Origin of the sequence: Prolixibacter denitrificans (genome assembly GCF_003014495.1) — a bacterium.
GTDB classification, from domain to species: Bacteria; Bacteroidota; Bacteroidia; order Bacteroidales; family Prolixibacteraceae; genus Prolixibacter; species Prolixibacter denitrificans.
In genome coordinates this window covers 120,591-137,652 of the sequence record NZ_PYGC01000009.1, presented here as the reverse complement: position 1 = coordinate 137,652, position 17,062 = coordinate 120,591, and the positions used below count along the sequence as shown (strand labels likewise).

The 17,062-nt window shown below is 46.1% G+C and carries 13 protein-coding genes; 7 read left to right on the top strand and 6 right to left on the bottom strand.

Features of this window, described 5'->3' with window-relative positions; all coding sequences use genetic code 11:
• Positions 1 to 17: 17 nt before the first annotated feature.
• The gene (locus tag CLV93_RS15840; RefSeq protein ID WP_106543186.1) at positions 18 to 1,022 is read right to left on the bottom strand and encodes an NAD(P)H-dependent glycerol-3-phosphate dehydrogenase; all 1,005 of its coding nucleotides are present in this window, start codon (positions 1,020 to 1,022) and stop codon (positions 18 to 20) included.
• An 11-nt stretch (positions 1,023 to 1,033) separates the two neighbouring features.
• Positions 1,034 to 2,755 carry a lysine--tRNA ligase gene (gene lysS / locus CLV93_RS15835; protein WP_106543185.1) on the bottom strand — a complete coding sequence of 574 codons (1,722 nt, stop codon included), beginning with the start codon at positions 2,753 to 2,755 and terminating at the stop codon, positions 1,034 to 1,036.
• 315 nt (positions 2,756 to 3,070) lie between these two features.
• Here lysS and recJ point away from each other — a divergent pair, with 315 nt between their 5' ends.
• Both recJ and CLV93_RS15825 read left to right on the top strand, forming a co-directional pair.
• Positions 3,071 to 4,807 (top strand): single-stranded-DNA-specific exonuclease RecJ, encoded by a 1,737-nt coding sequence (recJ, locus tag CLV93_RS15830; RefSeq protein ID WP_106543184.1) that lies wholly within the window; start codon positions 3,071 to 3,073, stop codon positions 4,805 to 4,807.
• A gap of 31 nt (positions 4,808 to 4,838) precedes the next feature.
• Complete coding sequence (locus tag CLV93_RS15825; RefSeq protein ID WP_106543183.1) at positions 4,839 to 6,113, top strand: uracil-xanthine permease family protein; 1,275 nt, start codon at positions 4,839 to 4,841, stop codon at positions 6,111 to 6,113.
• 124 nt (positions 6,114 to 6,237) lie between these two features.
• Here CLV93_RS15825 and CLV93_RS15820 read toward each other — a convergent pair whose 3' ends face one another.
• The 4 genes from CLV93_RS15820 to CLV93_RS15805 all read right to left on the bottom strand — a co-directional run bounded on the left by CLV93_RS15820 (position 6,238) and on the right by CLV93_RS15805 (position 12,002).
• Positions 6,238 to 6,693, bottom strand: coding sequence for a hypothetical protein (locus CLV93_RS15820; protein ID WP_106543182.1), 456 nt, complete (start codon positions 6,691 to 6,693; stop codon positions 6,238 to 6,240).
• 244 nt (positions 6,694 to 6,937) lie between these two features.
• On the bottom strand, positions 6,938 to 7,444 hold the full coding sequence (locus tag CLV93_RS15815) for a shikimate kinase (protein WP_106543212.1): 507 nt from the start codon (positions 7,442 to 7,444) through the stop codon (positions 6,938 to 6,940).
• 22 nt (positions 7,445 to 7,466) lie between these two features.
• Entirely contained in the window at positions 7,467 to 10,106 is a 2,640-nt protein-coding gene (locus tag CLV93_RS15810; RefSeq protein ID WP_106543181.1) for a DNA gyrase/topoisomerase IV subunit A, read from the bottom strand.
• Between the two features lie 51 nt (positions 10,107 to 10,157).
• The gene (locus CLV93_RS15805) at positions 10,158 to 12,002 is read right to left on the bottom strand and encodes a DNA topoisomerase IV subunit B (RefSeq protein ID WP_106543180.1); all 1,845 of its coding nucleotides are present in this window, start codon (positions 12,000 to 12,002) and stop codon (positions 10,158 to 10,160) included.
• Positions 12,003 to 12,329: 327 nt separating this feature from the next.
• Between CLV93_RS15805 and CLV93_RS15800 the strand changes: the two genes are divergently transcribed.
• From CLV93_RS15800 to CLV93_RS15780, 5 genes are all read left to right on the top strand, one after another.
• Positions 12,330 to 12,656, top strand: a complete 327-nt coding sequence (locus CLV93_RS15800) for a TfoX/Sxy family protein (protein WP_106543179.1) — start codon at positions 12,330 to 12,332, stop codon at positions 12,654 to 12,656.
• Positions 12,657 to 12,887: 231 nt separating this feature from the next.
• The gene (locus CLV93_RS15795) at positions 12,888 to 13,652 is read left to right on the top strand and encodes a LytR/AlgR family response regulator transcription factor (RefSeq protein WP_106543178.1); all 765 of its coding nucleotides are present in this window, start codon (positions 12,888 to 12,890) and stop codon (positions 13,650 to 13,652) included.
• Positions 13,653 to 13,751: 99 nt separating this feature from the next.
• Positions 13,752 to 14,903 carry a serine hydrolase domain-containing protein gene (locus CLV93_RS15790; protein ID WP_170108975.1) on the top strand — a complete coding sequence of 384 codons (1,152 nt, stop codon included), beginning with the start codon at positions 13,752 to 13,754 and terminating at the stop codon, positions 14,901 to 14,903.
• Between the two features lie 3 nt (positions 14,904 to 14,906).
• Entirely contained in the window at positions 14,907 to 15,623 is a 717-nt protein-coding gene (locus tag CLV93_RS15785; RefSeq protein ID WP_146142040.1) for a hypothetical protein, read from the top strand.
• Between the two features lie 245 nt (positions 15,624 to 15,868).
• Positions 15,869 to 16,723: a metallophosphoesterase gene (locus CLV93_RS15780; RefSeq protein ID WP_170108974.1), complete on the top strand. Its 855-nt coding sequence runs from the start codon at positions 15,869 to 15,871 to the stop codon at positions 16,721 to 16,723.
• Positions 16,724 to 17,062: the final 339 nt, after the last annotated feature.

The following is a 17,062-nucleotide window of genomic DNA, read 5'->3' as shown; positions in this document are numbered from 1 at the left end:
CGAGATTAAAATATGATTTATCGAAGATGTTCTGTTAAAATCCTCAGTTCAATGGCCGGTGAGATGTTCTCGTAAAGTATATTGTAAACAGCGTCGGTGATGGGCATGTTCACGTTGTACCGGCTATTTATTTCCCGAATACACTTCGTAGCGAAGTAACCCTCTGCAATCATGTGCATTTCGAGCATGGCGGTACGTACTGTATAGCCTTTACCAATCATGGTTCCGAACGTCCGGTTACGGGAATATTGCGAATAACCGGTCACCAGCAGGTCGCCCAGGTAGGCGCTCGACTTAATGTCGCGGGTAATGGGATGCACCGTGTCGACAAACCGTTTGATTTCCTGGATGGCATTCGACATCAGCACAGCCTGGAAGTTATCGCCGTAGCGCAATCCATGCGAAATACCGGCCGCAATCGCCATGATATTTTTGAGAACGGAAGAATACTCGGTTCCCCAGATATCGTCGGAAATATGAGTCCGGATATAAGGACTTTCGAGAAGGAACGCAAACTGCCGGGCTCTTTTTACATCCGGACTGGCAATGGTGAGGTACGACAACAGTTCGCGCGCTACCTCTTCGGCGTGACACGGGCCGGCAATGACGCCCACCTGATCGTACTCCACATTGTAATATTCGTGAAAAAACTGTCCGACCACCAGGTTATCGTCGGGGACAATCCCTTTGATGGCAGATACCACAAACTTCTGACTGATATCGACGGTCAGGTTCTTCAGCGCATCTTTCAGGAAAGCTGAAGGAATAGCAAAGACCAGGATATCCGACTGCTCGGCAATTTCGTTGATGTCGGAATAAAAATGAATCCGGTTGACATCAAATTCCACCGCTTGCAAGTAGTTGGGATTATGGTGAAATCTCCGGAACAGATCAATGGTTTCTTCCTTGCGGAAATACCAGTTGAGTTCCGGCACATTATTCATAAACATCTTGGCAAGAGCTGTAGCCCAGCTCCCGCTTCCGATGATGGCAAGTCGTAATTTCTCGCTTATTTCAGACATTCAATGAAAGTCTAGTTTACCCACTGCTTGACCTCATCCGCCGAGGGATTGGTCAAACCCAGTTTGTTTTTCTTATTATACCCGCAGAGGTCGTTAAATAACTTACCGGGTTTAATCTCTTTGAGTTGCTCTACTTTGGTGAACCCCATTTTACGAATGACACCTACCCAATCGGTCGGGATACCCAGCTCTTCGAATTTACCGTCACTGTCGCCTTCCGATTTCTTCTCTGGTTTCATTTGCGGGAAGAGCAGTACATCCTGGATCGACAGGTTGTCGGTCATCAACATGGTAAGGCGGTCGATACCGATTCCCATTCCAGATGTAGGAGGCATGGCGTATTCGAGCGAGCGCACAAAGTCCATATCGATGTACATCGCTTCGTCATCTCCTTTTTCCGAAAGCTTGAGCTGTTCCTGGAAACGCTCCAGCTGATCAATCGGATCGTTCAGCTCGGAATAAGCGTTACACAACTCTTTGCCGTTCACCATGAGCTCAAAACGCTCGGTCAAATCCGGATTGTTGCGGTGCTTTTTACACAGCGGCGACATCTCTTTTGGATAATCGATGATGAAGGTTGGCTGAATGTAGTTGCCTTCGCACTTCTCGCCGAAAATCTCGTCGATGAGTTTGCCTTTTCCCATGGTCGGGTCAACCTCGATATCGAGGTCCTTGCAAACTCCGCGAAGTTGTTCTTCATCCATGCCGGAAATATCGATGCCGGTGTATTCCTGGATGGCATCATACATGGTAACCCGTTTGAACGGGCGTTTGAAATCAATTTCCTTATCGCCCAGTTGTACCTTGGTGGTGCCATGCAGGGCCAGCGCGACGCGTTCGATCATCTCCTCAGTGAAATCCATCATCCAGTGGTAGTCTTTGTAGGCTACATAGATTTCCATCACCGTGAATTCCGGATTGTGCGTTCGGTCCATTCCCTCGTTACGGAAGTCCTTGGCAAACTCGTACACACCATCAAAGCCGCCGACGATCAGTCTTTTCAGATAAAGCTCGTTAGCGATACGCAGATACAGCGGAATGTTCAACGCGTTGTGATGTGTGGTGAACGGACGGGCGGCTGCTCCACCCGGAATGGGTTGCAGAATCGGGGTTTCAACCTCGAGGTAGCCGCGTTCGTTAAACAGTTCGCGCATGGTGTTGATAATCTTCGTGCGGTTCACGAAAACATCCTTAACCTGCGGATTCACAATCAGGTCGACATATCGTTGGCGATAACGTTGTTCGGGATCGGTGAAAGCGTCGAATACTTTCCCGTCTTTTTCTTTTACCACCGGCAGCGGGCGAATGGATTTGCTCAACACAGTGAGCTCTTTCACATGAATGGATATTTCGCCCATTTGGGTGACAAACACGAAGCCTTTCACTCCGATGATGTCGCCGATATCGAGTAATTTCTTAAATACTTCGTTGTAAAGGGTCTTGTCTTCACCCGGACAGATTTCGTCGCGGTTGACATATATCTGGATGCGTCCGGTGCTATCCTGTAATCCGGCAAACGAGGCCTTACCCATGATTCGCCGACTCATGATGCGACCGGCAAAAGTCACGTCCTGAAAGTTTCCTTTTTCGGAATCGAACTGTTCCTTTATCTCTTTCGCGGTAGCATTGACGTTGTACATTTCGGCAGGATAGGGATTAATGCCCAATTCCCGTAGCCGATTCAGCGAATTTCGGCGGATAATTTCCTGTTCACTCAGCTCTATGTTACTCATTTTTAAACGTTATCCAGTTCTACGTTCGAGAAAATTACCTGCAAAGATAACAAAGAAATCTTATTTGTGTTTCGATGTTTGGTCGACAAAGCATTTTATAACCAAAGGATTATCTTTCTGTGGCCTTGAAAAAAGAGGCAATGGTCAGAGTGACGGGGAAATAACCACGCTGTGCCGGCAACTTTATTTTCTCCTTAATGTTTTGTTAACAAAACCTGACGAATGTTAGATTTTTGTTTTTGCTCCGTCCCGGCATTTTGTATCTTTGGGAGATTTATAAATTAAGCAGAAAAGCGAGTTAGGAGACCATAGGGTATGCAGAAAATATGGAACTTAAAACAGCCGGCCGACATGAATGAGGTGAAGCACTTATCGGCAGCCTTGAATGTTGACATGGCGATTGCAAACCTACTGGTTCAGCGCGACATCAAAACCTACCAGGATGCGCGCTCTTTTTTTCGTCCCCGGCTAACCGATTTACACGACCCGTTTTTGATGAAGGACATGGACAAGGCGGTGAAACGTCTGGTTGAGGCCATTCAAAGCGACGAAAAGGTGTTGGTGTACGGCGACTACGATGTGGACGGAACCACCTCCGTTGCGCTCATGTATTCCTTCCTGCAGAATAAGCTGACGAATGTGGATTACTACATTCCCGACCGGTACATGGAAGGTTATGGTATTTCGAAGCGGGGAATTGAATATGCCGCCGAGAATGAGTATTCGCTGGTAGTGGTGCTCGACTGCGGTATTAAGGCGATTGATAAGATTGCCCAGGCCAAAGAAATGGGCCTCGATTTTATCATCTGCGATCACCATAATCCCGACGACGAAATTCCGGATGCTGTAGCGGTACTCGATCCGAAACAACCGGATTGCAACTATCCTTACAAAGAGCTATCCGGGTGTGGTGTTGGATTCAAATTTCTGCAGGCTTTTTGTCGTGATCAGGGTATCCCCGAAGATGTAATTTATGAGCTGCTTGATTTAGTTGTGGTGAGTATTGCCTCGGATATCGTTCCGCTGACCGGTGAGAACCGCGTGCTGGCTTACTACGGTCTGCGCAAATTGAATTCCAATCCTTCGGTCGGCCTGAAGACCCTCATCAAATATGCGGGAATGCAAGGCGAGATTCGCGTGAATGACATTGTTTTCAGGATCGGCCCGCGATTGAATGCTTCGGGACGTATTGAGCATGGAAAGAAATCGGTGGCCATTTTGATGGCACAGGACGAAGAAGAGGCGGAAGCACTGGGCTCGGAAATCAATTCTTACAACGAAATACGCAAAACACTCGACCAAAATATTACCCAGGAAGCGCTGGAGATGATTCAGCAAAACGATGGCTGGGAAAAGCTAAATTCGACGGTGCTTTATAACCGCGACTGGCACAAAGGTGTCGTGGGAATTGTCGCGTCGAGGTTGACTGAGCACTATTACCGTCCGACGGTTATTCTGACCGAATCAAACGGGATGGCTACGGGATCGGCACGTTCGGTAGGAGAATTCGATCTCTATGAAGCTATTGGCGCCTGCTCTGATTTGCTGGAGTCTTACGGAGGGCACATGTATGCCGCCGGTATGTCGATGAAAATAGAAAATGTCCCGGAATTCCGTCGTCGCTTTGAAGAGATAGTGACGGAATCGGTAAAGAAGGTAAAACTGGTCCCGACGATTGACATTGATGCGAAGGTGAGCCTTTCGGATTTGAATCCGAAATTTCTTCGTGTACTGAACCAGTTTGAACCATTCGGTCCGCATAACATGATGCCGGTATTCCTTACGGAGGATGTGATGGATTACGGAACCAGCCGGTTGGTGGGGCGGGGAAGCGAGCACATCAAACTCGATTTGATTGAGGCGAATCGTTCGTCTTCTGTTTTCTCGGGAATCGCCTTTTCACAGGCGCATCATTACGAGATGATCAAACAGTCGCTGCCGTTCGATATCTGCTATTCGGTTACCGAAAATGAATACAGGGGAAAAGTGTATATGCAGTTGAATGTGCGGGATATGCGCTCCCGATTGTCGGAAAATAATGACAACGCTTAATCATATATTCTAAACACAAAACACCTGATCAATGACTTCAAACAATTTGCACCAGCAATTAACTGGCTGGAAAAGGACTGTACTGGGGATTCAGTTCCTTTTTGTCGCTTTTGGTGCCACTGTACTGGTTCCACTTCTCGTAGGAATTGACCCGGCTGTCGCGCTTTTTACTGCCGGAGTAGGTACCCTCATCTTTCACCTTATCACCCGGGGAGTCGTTCCTGTTTTTCTGGGGAGTAGCTTCGCTTTCATTGCGCCGATTATTGCCTCTTCCGAAATGTACGGCATGGCCGGAACACTTGGAGGATTGATGGCTGTCGGATTGGTTTACGCCGGTATGTCCGCGCTGATAAAACTGAGGGGAGTTCGCTTCATCGAGCGTCTGTTTCCTTCGGTAGTTGTCGGCCCGGTAATCATTGTTATCGGGCTTTCTCTTGCGCCAACGGCTATCAATATGATACAATCGCCAAGTGCTGAAATTCTGCAAACCACGTCTTTTGGCTTACGTTGGCTGGTCGCTGCAGTGGTCCTGGGAACGGCCATCCTGATTGTTACCTTTGGCAAGGGGATGATGAAACTGATTCCGATTTTTATCGGAATGGCAGTTGGTTATTTTCTCTCTGTTATGCTGGGGATTGTCGATTACTCCGCCGTACTGGCAGCCGATTGGTTTTCGTTGCCTGAATTTACCCGGCCCGAGTTTAGCTGGGGAGCCATATTGTTCATGATTCCGGTGGCCGTTGCACCTATCATTGAGCATGTGGGCGATATGTATGCCATTGGAGGAGTCGTAAACAAAAACTTCATCGAGAAACCCGGCTTGCACCGGACATTGCTGGGAGATGGTATCGCCACTTTCTTCGCCGGCGTTATGGGAGGACCGCCCAACACAACTTACTCAGAGGTAACGGGTGCGGTTTCGTTAACCAAAGTGGGTGATCCTAAGGTGCTGCGTATTGCCGCTATTACCGCGATCGTTTTCTCACTTGTAGGTAAAATTTCCAGATTCCTGAAAACCATTCCAGAGCCAGTTTTGGGGGGCATCATGCTGCTCTTGTTCGGAATGATTGCATCAGTGGGTATTAAAACCTTAATCGATTCGAAAACCAACATGAACATTACCCGTAACCAGGTGATCGTTTCGGTCGTGCTTACATTGGGCGTGGGCGGTGCGACCCTGCAGTGGGGTAGCTTCTCGCTGGCCGGAATTGGCCTGGCATCTGTGGTAGGTGTTGTGCTGAATCTGATTTTGCCCGGGCACTCACTTCGTGTTCAGGAGAGCAAAGAAGATGATATAGTTATATAAGCTTTCGCTGAAAGGCAAACAAATAAAAGGCTGCACCGACGGTGCAGCCTTTCTTATGAAAAAACTTTGCGTAATGTAATTTAACTAAACCTAACTATGAATTATTTGCGTTGGAAATTTCTTGTTATTTCATTCCCCAGTATTCGTTGGAAGTCATCCAGCTTTCGATAGCCAGATTGTCGTCTTTTTCCTGTTGTCCACCGGTCCAGTAGCTATCGGATGACATCCAGTTTTCGACGGTCAGCGGACTGTCTGAGAAATTAGCTTGTTCTTTTACGCCCCAGTAATTTTCGCTGCTCATCCAATCTTCTACCTCGAGTTGTTCATCTTGCTCACTTACTCTCCAGTAGTTATCGTTGCTCATCCAGTCTTCTACTTTCAATTCGTCGTCGTTCAGTTCTTCGTTGACCAAGACCGCCATCTTTTCAACTGTTGTACTGTTCATTGCGTTTACGGGTGAAAGCATGGCTACAAAGCCAGAGATTCCCTGAGCGTTGGCGATGTTCATTACACTTACTGTCAGAACTATCATGAAGGTTACCATGACCTTTTTTGCTGAGTTGTTTGCTTGTGTTTTCATGACGTTATCTCCTATTTTTTAATCTTTTTGTTTTTTGTCCGTTCGACCAGCTTATAACAGGAAATGTGCCAAAAAATGTATTGTGTTGTGGTATAGTTAGTTGTTGGGTGTGTTTTGGTTTTTATGAAGAGGGGGAGGTCAAAAAAATGAACGCTAAAGAACAACGTGTGTTCGATTTCGTACAATAAAAAAGGCTGCCCCGTTTGAGGCAACCTTTTATTTTGGATTCTTGATGTCAAGCTTGTTATTGTTTCTCGAGGAGCCGAAGCACATCATCTACTTCCAGATTGCGCTTATCCCGGATGATGAGTGAGGCTTTTTCGTAAAATGGCGCTCTTTTTTGCAGGTTCTCATCAATGAAGCGGGTGAGTTCCTCGCGTGATTTTCCTTTAATCAACGGGCGTTCATTTTTCGATTTCAGCAATCGTTCAACCAGAATCTCTGTTGGTGGAGCGATGTAGATCGTGGCACCTGTCCGGTTCATCAATTCCATGTTTTCGAAAAAGCAGGGAGCTCCACCACCAGTGGCTACCACCAGGTTTTCAAAATCGGCAATCTCCTCCAGAGCCTTTTTCTCACACAAACGAAAACCTTCTTCCCCTTCCTCGGCAAATATGGTGGGAATCGTCCGGAAGTTCCGCTCTTCAATGTATTTATCCAGATCGATAAAACAGAGATTCAGACGCTGAGCCAGTTTCCGACCCATGGTCGATTTTCCGCATCCCATATATCCGATCAGGTAAATTTTCACAGGCAAACTCCGGTTTTCCGTATTATTTGTCGAATGATATATCTAATTGGTTTTCGTCGTCTTCATCGTCATCCGGCCGGTTGATTTCCATCGGAACATCATCGTCATCTTCCGCTTCGTGTTCATCCTCATCCTTGATGACGGGTTCAATCTCTTTGATATTCGATACCGTGAAATTGGTCAGACGTTTTCCTTTTGCCTTGAACGATTTTACGCCAATGAATTCGGCTACTTCGATGATTTCGTCATCCCGTTCCTTACTGTCGCCGCCAAATTTTAATTCCAGCCGTGGGTACGTAACCCAGGTGATACTGACCAGCTTATTTTCCGGGTTATCACCAATAAAACGGCATTGCTTGTTGCTGCTGTCATCGATTTCGAACCGCTTCACATAGTAGTAATTCTGGTCGGCGTCCCAGTAAACCACCGAGGCTACTTTGCCTTCATGGTATTTTTCGATGGACAGAATATTGTTCTCGAAGTGATTGGTTAAATCGTAAGAATAAAGCTGGAAATAACCTTCTTTGGAAATTACCAGAATCTTGTCCTCTCCGCTGAATTCGCCCAGATATTTTCCGCGTCCGTCAGCATTCAAACGAAGTACATCGCTATCGAACCAGATTTTCCGTCCGCCCAGCGTTGAAGTGCCTTTTTCCTTCAGGCTGACCTTGTGAATGTCGTGCTTGGTGACCAGGTTACCCATGGCGCTCCGCCCTTTGATAGCCAGTTCGCCCATGTCGATTTCCAGCGTCAGCTTCTTCAAACGGGGCCTTGGCTTGAGCATTACTTTCAATACCTCCGCTTCGCCGTTTGGATTGGCGCTGAAATACAGGATTCGGGTGCCGGCTGTTCCTTTGGTCATGTTGTATTCTTTGTCGCGGGTCACCCCGGTAACGAAGAAACGTTTCATGTAGGTGTTGCCGGCCCGGCCATCGCGGTATACCAGGTTGTAAATGGTCCGTTTGTCGTTTTTCTTGAAAACGGCCAGGTGCAGGATATCTTTCCCGATGAATGCTTTTTCCGAAACACGGGTGATATAATAGCTACCGTCGCGGCGGAAGATAATGACATCATCGAGGTCGGAGCAGTCGCAAACATATTCTGCCTTTTTCAAGCCGGTTCCCAGGAAACCTTCTTCGCGGTCAATGTATAGCTTTTCGTTAGCAACGACCACTTTCGAGGCTTCGATATTTTCGAAGCTGCGGATTTCGGTCCGGCGCTCCCGTCCTTTTCCGTACTTGGTCTTCAGTCGCTTGAACCAGTCGACGGTGTAATCGACGATGTGTTCGATGTTGTTAACTACCTTGGCAATTTCTTCTTCGATGGAAAGCAGGTGATCGTTTGCCTTGTCGGAATTGAATTTCAGAATGCGGGCCATCCGGATTTCCATCAGCTTGAGGATATCGTCGCGTGTAATGTCCCTTTTGAGCTTCGGCTTCCACGGATCCAACCGTTTGTCGATGTGCTTCACGGCTACATCCATCGACGAAGCTTCCTCGAACTCTTTATCCTTGTAAATTCGTTCTTCGATGAAAATCTTTTCCAGCGAGGCAAAATGCCACTGCTCTTCCAGCTCGCCCTTCTTGATTTCGAGTTCCCGTTTCAACAACTCGAGGGTTGAGTTGGCCGAACGTTGCAGAATGTCAGTAACCGTCAGGAATTCCGGCTTGTCATCGTGGATGATGCAGGCATTCGGCGAGATGGAAATCTCACAATCGGTAAAGGCATACAGGGCATCGATGGTCTTATCGGAACTGATTCCGGAAGCCAGATGGACGAGAATTTCCACGCGATCGGCGGTGTTGTCGTCAATCTTCTTGATTTTAATCTTGCCCTTGTCGTTGGCTTTGATGATCGATTCGATGACCGATGTGGTCGTTTTCCCGTAAGGAATTTCGGTAATCACCAGGGTCCGGCTATCCTGTTTCTCAATCTTCGCCCGAATCCGGACAGCACCTCCGCGCAAGCCATCGTTGTAACGCGATGTGTCCATGTAGCCGCCCGATGGGAAATCGGGGTACAGCTCAAACTCTTTGCCGCGCAGGTAAGCAATGGAAGCATCGAGCAGTTCCACAAAGTTGTGGGGTAATATTTTCGAGGCGAGTCCCACGGCAATTCCTTCTACGCCCTGTGCCAGCAGCAAAGGGAATTTCACCGGAAGGGTAACGGGTTCGCGGTTACGACCGTCATATGACAATTGCCAGTTGGTGGTTTTGGGATTGAAAAGTACCTCGAGGGCGAATTTCGACAGGCGCGCCTCGATGTAACGCGGGGCAGCGGCGCCGTCGCCTGTGAGCGTGTTTCCCCAGTTTCCCTGGGTGTCAATCAACAAATCCTTTTGTCCGAGCTGTACCAGCGCATCACCAATCGAAGCATCACCGTGCGGGTGGTACATCATGGTTTGCCCGATGATGTTCGCTACCTTGTTGTAACGGCCGTCATCCATCTGGCGCATGGCATGCAAAATACGGCGCTGCACGGGTTTCAGCCCGTCATCGACGTACGGCACAGCCCTTTCCAAAATCACATACGAAGCATAATCGAGGAACCAGTTTTCGTACATCCCCGACAAATACTTGACATGGTGTATATCTTTTTTGGAATCTTTTGCGCTGTCATCTTCCGGCTCACCGGTTGGCAACTTATCTTCCTCTATACTCATCTATGGTCTAAATCGTTTAGGGTTGAATTAATTGTCCGTTTTGCTTCTACGTTAAACTTCTACTTCTATCTCGTCCTTTTCAACATAGAGGTTGTCGATGATGAACTCCTGTCGTTCGGGCGTGTTTTTCCCCATGTAGAAAGAAAGCATGTCGGAAATCGATTCGTGTTTGTTTAGTATCACCGGTTCAAGGCGAATGTCGTCGCCGATAAAGTTCTTGAACTCATCCGGCGAAATCTCACCTAAACCTTTGAAGCGGGTGATTTCCGCTGTATTTTTTAGCTTCTTAATCGCAGCTTCTCTCTCCTGGTCCGAGTAGCAATAATACGTAACTTTTTTATTCCGTACCCGGAAAAGGGGTGTTTGCAGAATATACAAGTGTCCTTTCTTAATCAACTCCGGGAAGAATTGCAGGAAGAAGGTAATCAGCAACAGCCGGATGTGCATTCCGTCCACGTCGGCATCTGTTGCGATGATGACCTTGTTGTAACGCAGTTCATCAATTCCCTCTTCAATATTCAGTGCTGCCTGCAGTAGGTTGAACTCCTCGTTTTCGTATACCACTTTTTTGGTTAACCCGAATGAGTTGAGAGGTTTTCCGCGTAAGCTGAAGACCGCCTGCGTATTCACATCGCGCGATTTGGTGATGGAACCACTGGCCGAATCACCCTCCGTAATGAAGATGGAGGTCTCGTTCTTCCGATCGTCGTTCGAGTTATAATGAATGCGACAGTCGCGCAGCTTCTTGTTATGGAGGCTCGCTTTCTTCGCCCGTTGCTTGGCCAGCTTCTTCACGCCCGAAATGGCTTTTCGCTCCCGCTCCGACTCCTGGATGCGGCGAAGCAATACCTCGGCTGTCTCTGAGTTTTTATGGAGATAATTGTCCAGCTCCTTCTGAACGAAATTCATGATAAAGTTCCGCACCGAAGGTCCGTTCGGGCCAATGTCTTTCGAACCCAGTTTGGTTTTCGTTTGCGATTCGAAAACCGGTTCCTCTACCTTGATGCTGATGGCTGCCACAATGGAGGCGCGTATATCGGAGGCGTCAAAATCTTTTTTGTAAAAATCACGAACGGTCTTCACGATGGATTCCCGGAAGGCAGCCAAATGCGTTCCGCCCTGCGTGGTATGTTGTCCGTTCACAAAAGAGTAATAATCTTCGCCGTACTGGTTTCCGTGCGTGATCGCCAGTTCGATGTCTTCATCCTTCAGGTGAATGATGGGATAAAGCGACGGCTGATCGAGGTTCTCCTCCAACAGGTCGAGCAATCCGTTTTTGGAAAGGTATTTCTCGCCATTGAAGTTAATGGTCAGGCCGGCATTGAGGAAGACGTAGTTCTTGAGCATGCTGATGACGAAGTCTTCAATGAAATGGAATTCCTTGAAGATAGTTCCGTCCGGCACAAAGCTCGTTAGTGTACCGTTGGGCTCGTCGGTCGAAGCGATGTCAATCTCTTCGACTAACTCTCCCTTTTCAAAAACAACCTGTTTTCCTTTTCCGTCGCGGAAAGCGCTGATGGTAAAGTTGGTTGCCAGCGCGTTTACTGCCTTGATACCGACTCCATTCAATCCGACCGATTTCTTGAATACTTTGGAGTCGTACTTGGCACCAGTGTTCATTTTGGAAGCCACTTCCACCAGTTTTCCCAACGGAATCCCGCGTCCGAAGTCTCGCACGGAAACAAGCTCGTCACTTACTTCCACGTCGATTTTCTTTCCAAAACCCATCATGAACTCATCGATGGAGTTATCGATGACTTCCTTCAAAAGCACATAAATCCCGTCATCGGGAGATGAGCCGTCGCCCAGCTTCCCGATATACATCCCTGGTCGTTTGCGGATGTGCTCTTTCCAGTCCAGTGTACGGATGGAATCTTCTGAATACGTTGGTGTCATTTTCGATCGATTTTGGACAAATATAACGAAATTAAGGTGCGATTAAGAAACTCCGATTCGCTTGAAATAAACAATCTGTGGTTAATAAACGGTTTATATCCGCTTTTTTTTATGATGATTTCAAACAGATATTCAGCCCGATAGGAATCGATTGGCAGGACTGTTAATATTATGTTTTAAGAGGATTCTTCTCCGGTTTGCCAGGGTGCGGTATCGGTAGGGTCAGGACATGTCCTGATCGGCTACGTTTTAATTAACGATAAAAAGCACTAATTTCAGTGGCGGGAAGGCAGGAAATCAGAAGTGAACACCTAACAATTCAACACGATGGCAACCAAACAGGAATTTGTGGATTTCGTCATTGACCAGATGGAGAAGGCCGGAGAAATAAAGGCCCGGAAAATGTTTGGCGAATACGGCATTTACGCCGATGGAAAATTCTTCGGCGTAATCTGCGATAATAAGCTATTCATCAAACCGACCAACGCAGGGCGCGAATTTATTGGCAATGTGGTGGAAGCTCCACCCTACGAGGGCGCAAAGCCGAGTTTCCTGATTGAAGATAAACTTGAGGACCGGGAATGGCTGAGCGAATTGGTTCGAGTCACGGTAAAGGAATTACCTATGCCCAAACCAAAAAAGAAGAAGAAATAGACTTATCACCTGAAATCAATTTTACCTCAATGTTTGCTGCAATAGTTGTAGTGTTATTCTAAGCACACAATACATTCTATTACGGGCAGATAATAGTTGTTGGTGTATGCTGGTTGAAGACATTCCCCGCTACACCTGTAGGATTGAATTTTGTTGCTGGAAATGAATTGCAGAAAATCATACTATTTTGATTGAAAAATTCAGATAATATTGATTTGACGATTTTTGGGGATGCTACTGAATAGAAACACGTTTAAAAAATTTTCGGCTGTCTTGCTGAGCTTGGTTTCAGGCTTCTCGGTTTTCTATTTTCTCTATTTCTTTGGTGCGTATGGCATTCAACAAGGAATGTCATATTCAGGGCATTCTCATCTTTTTAGGAGCATCAGTTTTGGGGTATTAACTTTCACTTACCTATTGGTTTTTGAATCCTGGGTGAAGCCAAAGCTGAAAATTAAAGGAATTAAGCGTTCCATTTTGTGGTATATGGCTTTGGTCTTGTTGGGTAACCAACTCATATTTCTTCTGTTTAACTTTTTCTGGAATTGGCAGGAATGGAATATCGAAGCCTGGGCACTGATACAAAAGGAATTTCCTTTGATAATGATATTCCCATTGTTTTTTTATCTGTCCATCATGGCAGTACTGAAGCAGAAGGTTCAGGAAGTTGATTATCTGTTATTTCAATCTGACAACGGGAAAGATCGATTGAAAATCAAACTGAAAGACTTTCTGTATGCCAGTTCTTCAGAGAATTATGTCTCGATTACATACATCTCAGGTCATCAGAACAGACAGCATCTCATCCGAAAAACCCTAAAAAACCTGGAAGGGGAGTTGAAAACACATCCAGAAATTGTCAGAATCCACAGAAGTTATTTGGTGAACAGAGCCCATGTTCAAAATATAAAACAAACCAAGGGGAAAGTTTTCATTGAAATTGGCACCGCCAGCTTACCAGTTTCAAAGAATTATCAAAACGACTTTCTCAACTGAAAATCATTTCGTCCCTCATCGCTGAATTTCGTCACAAACCCACTTTCTGATTGGTTAGTCGGGCATTTTTGCTTTGATATTTGCAAAAACGCTATGCCTATGAAAAAGACAAAGAATCGGTTGTTAGGGGTATTGATCTTATTCTTGTTAGCAGGATGTCTGCCTAAGGAAAACCGAACGACTCAGGACACTCATCTCCAGGTTGGAAAAATTGATTCACTGTTTACGAGTCGTTATCAGCAAGACCTCTTTCATGGGGGAGTTGTCATCAGTCATAATGGCAAGGTTATTTATGAAAACTACCTGGGAATTGCCGACAGGAGTTGGAATATTCCGGTTACAAAAGACGTGAAGTTTGATATTGCTTCCCTGAATAAATCAATGATATCGGCGTTGGTTTTAAAAGCGGTGGAAGAAGGAAAACTCAGTTTGAACGACAAACTGTTCGATTTACTGAAAGACTTTTCATACGAAGGGATTTTTGATCCTAAAATCACACTAAGCAACATGCTCAGTCACACTTCCGGGCTGCCCGATTATGACCAGATACCGGAAGAGTTGCGAAGGAATCAGTTCCGGAAGTTTAAGCGGATGAGATTTACCAATGAAGAATATGTCAATTTCATCAGTAAAATAAAGCCTGTCAATGAGCCGGGGAAGCAATTCTATTACAGCAATTTTGCCTACCATTTAGTGGCAATCATTCTGGAAGAAACCTATCATATGCCTTTTTCTCAAATCTTAAAAGAAAAACTGACGCGCCCACTGGGTTTGAAACATGCGGTTTCGGTAAGCAAAAACGATCAAATCATAAAGCATCTGGCGAAAGGGTATAACTATGATGAGAAAACCGGGAAATGGCTTCAGAACCCGTTTATCGATCTAAGTCTGGGGAGGAGAATATTTTCAACAGCTTCCGATTTAAACCGATGGGCCCAGGTAATGGATAATCCCGGTTATTTAAACAAGCATTCTCTGGAACTGATGAAAACCAATCACCTGGTGGGCATTTCAAAACACGTCAGCTATGGATACGGATGGGTAGTTGTCGACGCGGATAACAAAAGCGAAATGGGTAATCTGGGAATTGAAAAGCCTTACATTATTCATGGCGGAAGTACGGATGGTTACAGAGCAATGCTCATTAACATCAATCGCGGAGAATATGTCATCAGCTTTTTAAGTAACGTGGGAGACAGAACCGGGGAAATGGAATTGGCAAAACAAATTGTAAACCTATTAACAAAATAAACTATGAGACTTTCAATTCAATCACTAATGGCAATCATGCTATTGCTTTTCTCTTCAAATATTTATGCTCAGAAAAGCAAGATTACAGGTTTTTGGGCAATTGAAACGGTATCGGTCGGAAACCAAAATATGACCCCTGTAGCCAAATGGACCAAAATAAATGCGGACGGTTCCTTCCAATCGGGAAACGGATGGCTGCAAAATTCCCAGGGTAGCTGGAGTTATGATGCAGAAAACAAGATTTTCACAGCAGTTGACCCGTTAGGCATCAAAGATGAGTTCGGGGGTTTTACCGTGTCCTTCGACAATGAAAAGATGTACTGGCAAAGAGAGGAAGAAGGTATGCCGGTAAAGGTTACACTTAGCCCTATACAGAAACTCCCCATGGCTCCGGCGGATTATTTGGTTGGTCTTTGGGATTTGACAGAGATTACAAAAGATCATCAATCCATATTAAAAGAATTCGATAGTGGGAATAAGCACAGGCTATTCATCAGATGGGATAGAAGGTATATCAACTTCAGCCCGCAAGGCAAAAAGTTAACCGGATACTGGCATATGAACGCTCACAAACCGGAACTCACTTTTCTGCCCCATCAGGAAGGAGAAAAACCTGAAAGCTGGCGTATTGAAGTCAACAAGAACGAGCTCGTGATGACCGGTATTTCTGATAGTAACAGGGGTATTGAACGAAAATATATGAGAAGGAATGCATTTTGAAAATATCATACGGATTTCCAAATTATGTTCTTATCCGTTTGCTGAGGAGCAATACAATGCGGCAGACAACTCCGAATCGTATTTTTTTTAGTTTTTATTGGATTTTAACACTTTAACTTGCCGGAAACATCTATTTTCGCAGGCAGATTTTGCGTCGTACGGTGTTCAGGAAGAGTGAGGAAGCGCGTACCGCAATGGAATAAAATGAGAAGAGGAGAATGCTGGGTTCGGTTTTGTTATACCAAATGAGCTTTTTTGTAGCCGCTATTCCGGTGGCGTCCGTTCTGTACGGAGTAACCAAGGGAAAATTCAAGTACAAGGTTATACACGAAAAAATTCGTTTTAAGAATCTTCCGGAATCGTTTCGGGGATTGAAGATTGTCCAGATATCGGATATGCACCTGGGGAGTTTCCGCCGGAAATACGAGCAAATTACCAAGGCGGTTGAAATGATTAATGAGCAGGAGCCCGATCTGATTTTCTTCACCGGCGATTTGGTTAACAACTTTGCCGAAGAAACCGATGGCTGGGCACCTGTGCTGGCTAAAATGAAAGCCAAATACGGTAAATATTCCGTTTTGGGTAACCACGATTACGGCGACTACTCCGAATGGGAAACCCCCGCGGCCAAAGAGAAAAACCTGAACTCCATCAAGAATTTCCATAAGAAAATTGGTTTCCGGCTATTGCTGAACGAGTCCGAAAACCTGACCATCAATGACGAAGAAATCGCGTTGGTTGGTGTCGAAAACTGGGGCAAACCTCCATTCCCTCAGCATGGCGATCTGAACAAGGCGCTGGCGAACGTTGCTCCGGAACAGTTTAAGATGTTGTTGAGCCATGACCCGTCACACTGGGACGAAGAGGTGCTGACCGGCACCGATATCGACATCACTTTCGCGGGACATACCCACGGAATGCAGTTTGGCATCGAGCGGGCCGGCATCAAATGGAGCCCGATACAGTACAAGTATCCTCGCTGGGGCGGACTGTACCGTCACAATAAGCAATACCTGTATGTCAACCGCGGATTTGGCTACCACGGCTTCCCGGGTCGCATCGGCATGCCCCCCGAAATCACCGTGATAGAGCTGGCATAAACTCAAATCCCCTTTCCGGGAATAATCCCCATCTGCCGCATCAGGAAAGTGGCTACGTAAAAATCACAATACTTTTTGTGCGCCCCCTAAATCCCCCATCCGGGGGACTTTAAGCCGCTAACTTTATTTGACGCTCCGGCTCAACACCTCTCACCAATTTGGGGAGAGGCTGGGTGTGGGGCTAAAAATGCCCACCTTTTGATGAACGATAAAAACTGCTGAACGTATTTTTGCCACACGTCCTGAAACGGTGAGACTGTTTCTGTAGTTGGGACGACTAGCTTTATAAATAGTCACAAGTAATATAACCGTAAATCATTTTCGTATATATTAGCGTTG